Raw genomic sequence first — 8528 nt, forward strand, 5'->3', positions numbered from 1 at the left:
CGTCATGCCATGACATGGGCCCCATGCTAGACTCGCAGGGAAGACCATGTATTCGTTGAATTAACCTATCCCCACCTTATCGGCTTCGAGGTATGTACGGCATCACGAAGTGGCGACCTCCCATACCGGACTAATCCGGGGTGGAACCGCGCACCCACGTACAACGTAGACCTGCACCAAACGTGCCAAATGACAGAGTCAGGGCAAACCATGGCGAAGCAAGGGCAGAGCGCCGATCGTGGTCTCGAAGGGCTGACCGCCGCGGCCAAAAGTGCTGCCAGCACGCAAGGCGCCCAAAAAGGGCTGCCGCCCGTGCATCTCTGGAATCCGCCATTCTGCGGCGATCTCGATATTCGAATCGCCGCAGATGGTACATGGTACTATATGGGCACGCCGATCGGGCGGCCTGCGCTCGTCCGTCTGTTCTCGACGATCCTGAAGCGCGAGGATGGCAAGCATTTCCTCGTCACGCCGGTGGAGAAGGTCGGTATCCGCGTCGACGATGCACCGTTCATGGCGGTCGAGATGCAGAAGGACGGCGACGACAACCATCGCGTGCTGCACTTTCGAACCAATGTCGACGATTGGGTCACCTGCGATGCCGCGCACCGGCTCCGTTTCGAACAGGCTGACGACGGCGGGCTGACACCCTATCTGCATGTGCGTGCCGATCTCTGGGCCAAGGTCACCCGCGCGCTCTACTACGATCTGGTTGACATGGGCGAGGAGCGGATGGTCGATGGCCAGCCGATGTTCGGCGTCGAGTCGGCCGGCGAATTCTTCGCCATGGCCGACGCGGAGCAGGTGAGGGCCGCGCTTTGAACAAGCCTATCCTGAAGAATGAGCCCGTCGCGACCAGCGCGGCGGAATTCTTTGCCCGCTCCAGGGCGCGCCTCGGTTTCGACGTTCCGCCCGGCCTCTACGATCCGAACATCATTCCGGCCTCCGGTGATCCCGGTACCGACAAGATGCTCGAGATCATCGCGCGCGAGCAGCCGGTGCGGCCGGCCGCGGTGCTGATCGCGGTGGTCGACCGCCCCGAGCCGACCGTGCTGCTGACACAGCGCTCGGCGAATCTCAATGACCACGCCGGACAGATCGCTTTTCCCGGCGGCAAGATCGACGCGATGGACGCCTCCCCGCTCGATGCGGCGCTGCGCGAGGCCGAGGAAGAGGTCGGGCTGTCGCGCGGCTTCGTCGAGCCGATCGGCTATCTCGACCTCTACGGCACCGGCTTCGGTTTCCGCATCCTGCCGACGGTCGCCAAGGTGCGGCCGGGCTTTGAGCTCACCATCAACCATTCCGAGGTTGATGATGCGTTCGAGGTGCCGCTATCCTTCCTGATGAACCCGGCGAACCACCAGCTGCACAGCAAGGAATTCCGCGGCATGGAGCGGTTTTACTACGCAATGCCGTTCGCGGAACGCTACATCTGGGGTGCGACGGCCGGAATGCTGCGTGTGCTTTATGAGCGGATTTACTCGTCATGATCCGGCCGGCGCTGACCGAGATCGGAATCTTCCTCATTCCCTTCGCCGTCTATGCGCTTTTCCTGGTTGCCACCCGCTCCGGCCTGTTCGTGCAATCGTCCTGGCAGATCTACACTATTGCTCGCCTTGCGCTGGTAGCGGTCGTCCTGGTGATCGCGGGCCTGATCGGGCTTGCGCATTTCTCCGGCGCCGCACCGGATTCGACCTACGTTCCCGCCCACGTCGAGCATGGCAAGCTCGTGCCGGGCGTGGAGAAATAGGGGCCAAAGCATGAGCGCGGAGCCGTTACTTGCCGAAGCGCCCTGGCTGACCTCCGGCGGGACCGCGCGCGTCCTGCAACTGCTCAACGCCAATGGCGAGGAAGCGCGCGTGGTCGGCGGCGCCGTGCGCAATGCGCTGCTCGCCCTGGTACCGGGCGACATCGACATCGCGACCACGGCGCTGCCGGAGGAGGTGATGCGGCGCGCTAAGAGCGCCGGCATCAAGAGCGTCCCGACCGGCGTCGACCACGGCACCGTCACGCTCGTCATCGACGGGCATCCCTACGAGATCACGACGCTGCGCGAGGACACCGAGACGTTCGGCCGCAAGGCCAAGGTCGCCTTCGGCCGCGACTGGGTGAGGGACGCCGAGCGGCGCGACTTCACCATGAACGGCCTGTCGGTCGATGCGCGCGGCGTCGTGCACGACTATGTCGGCGGGCTCGCCGACGTTGCCGCGCGCCGCGTGCGCTTCATCGGCGATCCCGACCGGCGCATCGCCGAGGATTATTTGCGCATCCTGCGCTTCTTCCGCATTCAAGCCGCCTTCGGCGCCGGCGAGCCCGACCGCGACGGCTATCTCGCCTGCATCCGTGGCCGCGCCGGCCTTGCGAGCCTTTCGGCCGAGCGCGTGCGCATGGAGATGCTGAAGCTGCTGCTGGCGGGCGGCGCATCCGCGGCGACCGATGCAATGGCCGAGAGCGGCTTGCTGCAATCCCTGATCGGCGGCGTCGCTTATACCGGGCCACTGTCGGCGATGATCGCGATCGAGGCCGCGCTCGGTCTGCCGGCGAGTGCGACCCGGCGCCTCGCCGCACTGACGGTGGCCGTGACCGAGGATGCGAAGCGCCTCGCCGCGCGCTTGAGGCTCTCCAATGCAGAAGCCAAGGCGCTGGATTCGATGGGGCATCGCTGGTGGCGTTTTGCCGCCAAGGACGAGGCCCACGCGCGGCGGCTGCTCTACCGGCTGGGTGCGGAGCGCTATCACGATCGCGTGTTGCTGGCCTGGTCGAGAGACGGCGGCGACGTAACGTCGTCGCGCTGGCGCGAGCTTGCCGAACTGCCGCAGCACTGGACTGCGCCGAAATTCCCGCTCAAGGCGGCCGACTTCATCGCGCGTGGCCTCGCCGAAGGACCGGCGCTCGGACATGTGCTCACGCTCGCCGAGGACGCTTGGCTTGCGGCCGATTTTCCCCTAGACGAGGCGGCGCTCGCCTCCATCGCAGATCAAGCTGCGGCACGCGTCAGCCGCGATCAGAAAACGTGACCATCGTCTCAGGCTTCGCCGACATCTCGATTTCCGGGCTTTTGCTGGTCGCGTTGATGGCGTTGTTTGCTTCGATCATCGGTGGTCTTGCCGGCTACGGCACCGGCGCGTTGATGCCGCTGGTGCTGGTGCCGCTGGTCGGTGCCGAGCCCGTGGTGCCGATCATCGCGATCTCCGCGATCTTCACCAATCTCAGCCGCGCGGCCGCCTATCTCCGCTATGCCGATCGCCGCCGCGCGCTGATCGTGCTCGCCTGCGCGGCAGTGACGACCGCGCTCGGCGCCTACGGCTATACGCGCCTCACCAATGCCGGCGCAGCGCTCGTGATCGGCACCATGCTGATCCTGAGCGTGCCGCTGCGCCGCGTGCTCCGCCGCCGCCAGGTCAAGATCGGCGACAGCGGCCTTGCGGCCGGCTCGGTCGGCTATGGCGTGCTGGTCGGCGGCACCTCGGGCTCCGGCGTGATCCTGCTCTCGCTGCTGATGGCTGCGGGCCTCGAAGGCGCTGCCGTGATCGCGACCGATGCGATGATCTCGCTCGGCACCGGCCTCATCAAGATCTCGGTGTTCGGCCTCGCCGGCGCCGTGACCGCGCAGGTGCTCGCCTTTGCCCTGCTGATCGGCGGAATGGCAGTGCCTGGGGCATTCCTCGCCAAAGCCTTCGTCGAGCGGATGCCGGTGCATATTCACGCCGCGATCCTCGATGTCGCCGTGATCACCGGCGGCTTGGTGATGATTTCGGCGGCGGCCAGGCAGTTCATCGCGTAGATGACTCTTCCGCGCCACAGCCGACCGCGAACACAGATTGTTCGACCCCGATCAGCCATGCTCACAGGCCCCTCAGATTTCGCAGCCGGTTGAATTCAAAGCCCTACGTAAGCCACCAAACGCCTTGAGCCGACAGGGCTCGGTATCGCTGGCGGCCTTTGGACGCTCGGCAATGGCAGTCCGCCTGATAACGGTTGCCTTTGGCTTCGACTTGGACCGTGCAGCGATAGTGACCTTCTTCGGATTGTGCCGATGACGGGCGATCGGCCCCGCAGGCTCTGAAGGAGCAGGACTGATGTCTTCCGGCGGAGCAATGCGTTCGTCGACCGAAGCAGTCTGAGCCGGCCCTTCGCTGCTCAGAGCGGCGACTTCAAGGCGATCGGCCTTTGCCAACACGCTCTGTGACTCGGAAATGTCCGCGTTTGGACCGGCAGGGGGCTGGATGACCGCGACTGCACTGCGCGGTGGAGCTCTGAGCTCCATTGCCGACAGCACGCCTACACACAACGGGATAAGCAGGCCCAACAACACCATTCTCAGCATGATGCGCCTCTAACCTTGAGTTAGTGCCGCTTAAAATTCTCCGCTCCAATGAGGCAACTTGTCGGCGGCTGCCGGCCCACGCACGGATCATTTGCCGACAGGGTTAACGCCGGCGATACTCTCAGACGTAGCGAGACCGCCGCTGCCGAGTCGGCTTCCGGGAGTAAACCGGACCTGGTTCAGCTCATGGCAGAAGGTCTGTTAGTGGACCCAACTCGGACATCAGTGCGAATTCTTGCTGTGATCCACATTACACTTGGAACTTGAGGCATGTGCTAGGCCATGTCGCTCGGCCTGAAGGGCGACGAATGCGACGACGCAAGTTCATTGCACTTTCAGCGGGCGCGGCCGCGAGCTGGTCGTTGGCGTCGTGCGCGCAGCAGGCGACGGCCATGCGTCGTGTTGCTTTCCTCCATCCATATCTCGAGAACGATAATGAAGTGCTGATCCGCGTCGTTGCGTTTCGGAAGGGTCTCGAGGCGCTCGGGTGGATCGAGAACCGCAATATTCGAATTGAGCATCGATACTCCGGCGGAGATCCGGGCCGAATCCGAGCCTACGCGACCGAGCTGGTGCAATCGGCGCCGGACGTCATCGTCGGAAGCGGGACGCCAATCACCGCAGCACTGAAAGAGGCGACCAGCACCATTCCGATCGTATTCAACCTCGTCAACGATCCGGTCGGACAGGGTTTCGTGGCCAGCCTGTCGCGGCCGGGCGGCAACATCACCGGCTTCACCTTCATCGACTTCCTGATGATCGGGAAATGGATGGAGATGATTGAGGAGATTGCTCCCGGGGTCAGACGTGTAGCGCTCATTTTCAATCCCGACACGACGCCGTTTTACCCGGCATTCCTGCAGGAGCTCGAAGCAGCCCGCACATCGCTCGCCCTCGAGCTCTCCGCATCTCCCGTGCACGACGAGGCGGAGGTCGAGGCAGCCATCACGGCGCTCGCACGCGAGCCTGGCGGCGGTCTGATCGCCGCACCGGACGCATTCATCAACAACCACCGCCGGGCGGTGATTACATTGACGGAACGACATCGACTTCCTGCGATATACGGCTTCCGGCAGTTCGTTGCGGAAGGGGCACTGATCTCCTATGGACCGAATACTGCCGACATAGTCCGACGCTCGGCTGGGTACGTCGATCGTGTCCTCAAAGGTGAAAGACCAGCGGACCTTCCGGTGCAGGCGCCGACGAAATACGAGTTAGTCATCAATCTGAAAACTGCGAAAGCGCTTGGCATTGCACCGGCTCCTGGGCTGCTCGCCCGCGCCGACGGGGTTATCCAATAGAAGTTCCTTGTTGCGATGCATGAGTCAGGGAATGGCCCATCATCGAAGTGGCGGCACGTCTCGTTGAGGTCCGGATAGTGGGCATTGCGGACTCGATTTGCTCAAGTTGATGAGCGGACCTGCCGCCGGAGGCGTCGATGCCGAACAGTCGAAGCCTCGCGCCTAGTCCTTCGCGGCCGGTACGGGCGTCGCGTTCGTCGATTGGTGTGAGTTACCCTCTTCCATCGACCCAAGACGTCATCCGCTTGAGCTCGCACATTCGCGTAGCAAGGTCGTGATCTTCGTATCGAGATCTCGGGCGACGGCAAGGGCTTCGGCGCTGCCATAATGCAGCAGATAGCTCTCCATTTTGTCATAAGAGATGTGCACGCCATCGGGACGCTCATCGATCAGCACTGTGACTGGAGCATAGGAGCCAGCATCGGGCACGTGCTTGATCATTTCTTTCATGATGAGCGGATTGCCGACCACAAGCCGTATGATCTTGGGCGTCCTGGATCCAGTTTCGCGACGCAGAATGTCGCCCAGGTCGAATTCCGCGAAGAGCATGAGGTTCGTTCGGCCGAGGCCGCGCTGTACAACGCGCTCCAAATCCGGGAAGGAATTTGTCGCCCTCGTCTCTTTGAAAAAGTTGACCATGTCAGGCTGCCCGATCGCGGACTTGATGCCGGTCACAATAGCCTCGAACGGTTTGGCGCTCGTGAGGCTGAAACGTTCCACCTCGACTTTAGCGATTGTCATTTTGTTCTCCGTAACAAGTCTCATCGATGGGTGCGTCCGATGACGTCGGAACGCGCCGGCATCATGCGGCCGCGGACTGTGCTTGCAGGAAGGTCCGGACGTGGCTGACGAATATCTCGTGGTGCTGAAACAGGGCGCCGTGCCCTGAATCGGGATAGAGGACCAGCTGGGCGTTACTGAGTTCCTTGAACATTGCGTAGGCGTTGCTCGCCGGCAGCATGGTGTCGTGGCTGCCGCTGACCACAAGAGCGGGCTGACGGATGGCGCGCAGAATGGCGTGCTCGGGATCAGGTGTGGCGCACCAGGTGATCAGAGCCTTGGCCTGCGGATCGGTGACCGCTTTGCCGTTGTCGGTGTCTCGATCGTCCTTGCGCGACTTCGTCCGCTTTAGGAAGGCCAAGCCGGAAGACTGGCTGGCGGACGACTTCGTGAAGAACAGCGGCAGACGGGGGTCCGGCGCATCGGATTGGGAAAACGCCTGCTGCAGAACCGCCAGCAGGTGTTCTTCTCCACCTTTCGGCGCGGTGCCCACAAGGATGAGCTTGCGGACCAGCCGTCCGTGGTCGGCGGCAATCTGCTGGGCGATGCAGCCGCCGAGAGAAAAGCCCAGCAGGTCGACCTCAGGAAGGCCCAGCAGATTGATGAAGGCGACTGCATCTCTCGCCATTGCTTCGATATTATCAGGCGTTTGGCCGGTTGAGCGACCGACCCCGGCGTTGTCGAATGCGATGACGGGGCGGTCGGCGGCGAGAGCGTTGACGACGGCGGGATCCCACGCATCGATGTTGCCCGAGAAGTGCTGCAGGAGAACCAGCGGCGTTCCGGTAGCGGGGCCGAGCAGGCGATAGGCGAAGCGGATTCCGTTGCCTTCGACGTAACGGGTCAGCGCGGTTTCGAGCGTGGCGACGTGCTGGCGCACGATGTCGAGTTGAGTCATGTCATCCTCCGGATGCTTGAAATATTTGAATTGGGAGACCGGTGTGGCGCAGCGATGCTTTGAGCGACCCGCTCCCGGCGCGAAAACGCCGGGAGCGGTACTGTCACTTTGCGAGTGTGGCCTTCTCAATCACCTCGGCGACTTCCTTGGCATGAACGACGAGCGAAGCATGACTGCCGGCGACGTCCGTTATCTGAGCCTTCATCCTGTCGGCGAAAAACTTCTGGGCCTCGGGTGCGATCACTCTGTCCTTGGTGGTGATCACGTAGAACGTCGGCCTGTCCCGCCAGGCGGTCGTATCGACCGGAGCCTCGAACGCCTTGTCGCTCAACGGCAGCTGATGGTTCGCAAGGGATTCGGCAATCTTCAGGGGAAGGTCAGCCGCGACCGCCGAAGGAAATACCTTGGGATCAATGTAGAGGTTGCCCTTGTCGTCAGGATGGATCGCCGCGGCGCCTTCGGTAGCCGGACCGCTCTTCGCGAGGGTCGCCAGAGATTGGCCCACGTCAGGCGCGAAAGCGGAGACGTAGACCAGCGCCGACACCTTGGGATCGTTACCGGCTTCCGTGATGACCACGCCACCCCAGGAATGGCCGACGAGAACGGTTTTGCCGTCCTGCTTCGCGAGCGCCTGTTTGGTGGCATCGACGTCGGCGGCAAGCGAGGTGAGCGGATTTTCGACAAGCGTGACGTTGTAGCCCTTCTTCGTGAGAATATCGGCAACGGGCTGCCAGCTCGTCTGATCCACGAAAGCGCCGTGCACGAGCACGATGTTGTGGGCCGCTCCCTTGGGCAATTCGGCGGAACGGACGGAGCCCATCAATGTCGTTCCGGCCAGAAGTACGGTGGCGGCTAGTGAGAGGAGGATATTTAGCATTGATTGTTCCTGTTGGCATGTCGGACGAACACAGTCCGAGGGAATGGACAGGCGTTTCCAGCTAGGTCGCGGTTCTTCCATCTGCCATTGGCGAAATGGTTGCCGCTCGTAACGTCGGCCCGCCGCGGCATGACCTATTCCGCGGACCTTCCGGACGATAGAGATCAATCGTCCAGATGTTGTGTCTGATCGTCCACCGGTCTAATCTTGGCGGCATGGCTCGGCCATCCCTGGCATCTTGAGTTGCCGGCGCGCCCCTACGCTCTATTTCACTATCTCAGCCAGGGCTCCGCGACCCTTGCGCTCGGACAAGGACAGGAAATCCAGATGACTGAGGGCGACTTT

Annotated in this window: 10 protein-coding genes and 1 pseudogene; 7 read left to right on the forward strand and 4 right to left on the reverse strand. The window is 62.7% G+C overall.

What is annotated here, in order from left to right:
• The first annotated feature begins 210 nt into the window (after positions 1 to 210).
• The 5 genes from K289_RS0118980 to K289_RS0119000 are packed head-to-tail and all read left to right on the forward strand — an operon-like array spanning position 211 to position 3784.
• On the forward strand, positions 211 to 822 hold the full coding sequence (locus K289_RS0118980; RefSeq protein WP_027552983.1) for a DUF1285 domain-containing protein: 612 nt from the start codon (positions 211 to 213) through the stop codon (positions 820 to 822).
• Complete coding sequence (locus K289_RS0118985; protein WP_027552984.1) at positions 819 to 1490, forward strand: CoA pyrophosphatase; 672 nt, start codon at positions 819 to 821, stop codon at positions 1488 to 1490. Before K289_RS0118980 ends, K289_RS0118985 begins: the two co-directional genes overlap by 4 nt.
• A complete protein-coding gene (locus K289_RS0118990) occupies positions 1487 to 1750 on the forward strand; it encodes a DUF6111 family protein (protein ID WP_027552985.1) in 264 nt (87 codons plus the stop codon). Before K289_RS0118985 ends, K289_RS0118990 begins: the two co-directional genes overlap by 4 nt.
• 10 nt (positions 1751 to 1760) lie before the next feature.
• On the forward strand, positions 1761 to 3017 hold the full coding sequence (locus tag K289_RS0118995) for a CCA tRNA nucleotidyltransferase (RefSeq protein ID WP_027552986.1): 1257 nt from the start codon (positions 1761 to 1763) through the stop codon (positions 3015 to 3017).
• The gene (locus K289_RS0119000) at positions 3014 to 3784 is read left to right on the forward strand and encodes a sulfite exporter TauE/SafE family protein (protein WP_027552987.1); all 771 of its coding nucleotides are present in this window, start codon (positions 3014 to 3016) and stop codon (positions 3782 to 3784) included. Before K289_RS0118995 ends, K289_RS0119000 begins: the two co-directional genes overlap by 4 nt.
• Positions 3785 to 3856: 72 nt before the next feature.
• On the opposite strand, the gene K289_RS0119005 is transcribed toward K289_RS0119000, so the two are convergent.
• Positions 3857 to 4327, reverse strand: a complete 471-nt coding sequence (locus tag K289_RS0119005) for a hypothetical protein (protein ID WP_027552988.1) — start codon at positions 4325 to 4327, stop codon at positions 3857 to 3859.
• Between the two features lie 308 nt (positions 4328 to 4635).
• Between K289_RS0119005 and K289_RS0119010 the strand changes: the two genes are divergently transcribed.
• A complete protein-coding gene (locus tag K289_RS0119010; RefSeq protein ID WP_027552989.1) occupies positions 4636 to 5628 on the forward strand; it encodes an ABC transporter substrate-binding protein in 993 nt (330 codons plus the stop codon).
• 237 nt (positions 5629 to 5865) lie between these two features.
• On the opposite strand, the gene K289_RS0119015 is transcribed toward K289_RS0119010, so the two are convergent.
• The 3 genes from K289_RS0119015 to K289_RS0119025 form a co-directional block, all read right to left on the reverse strand.
• A complete protein-coding gene (locus tag K289_RS0119015) occupies positions 5866 to 6369 on the reverse strand; it encodes a DUF302 domain-containing protein (protein ID WP_027552990.1) in 504 nt (167 codons plus the stop codon).
• A gap of 61 nt (positions 6370 to 6430) precedes the next feature.
• Positions 6431 to 7306: an alpha/beta fold hydrolase gene (locus K289_RS0119020; RefSeq protein ID WP_027552991.1), complete on the reverse strand. Its 876-nt coding sequence runs from the start codon at positions 7304 to 7306 to the stop codon at positions 6431 to 6433.
• 103 nt (positions 7307 to 7409) lie between these two features.
• Positions 7410 to 8183: an alpha/beta hydrolase gene (locus K289_RS0119025; protein WP_027552992.1), complete on the reverse strand. Its 774-nt coding sequence runs from the start codon at positions 8181 to 8183 to the stop codon at positions 7410 to 7412.
• A 176-nt stretch (positions 8184 to 8359) separates the two neighbouring features.
• Here K289_RS0119025 and K289_RS52345 point away from each other — a divergent pair.
• Positions 8360 to 8528 (forward strand): annotated as a pseudogene (locus tag K289_RS52345) (AraC family transcriptional regulator); the annotation flags it as partial.

It is taken from the genome of Bradyrhizobium sp. Cp5.3, assembly GCF_000426265.1.
In the GTDB taxonomy this organism is placed as follows: Bacteria; Pseudomonadota; Alphaproteobacteria; order Rhizobiales; family Xanthobacteraceae; genus Bradyrhizobium; species Bradyrhizobium neotropicale.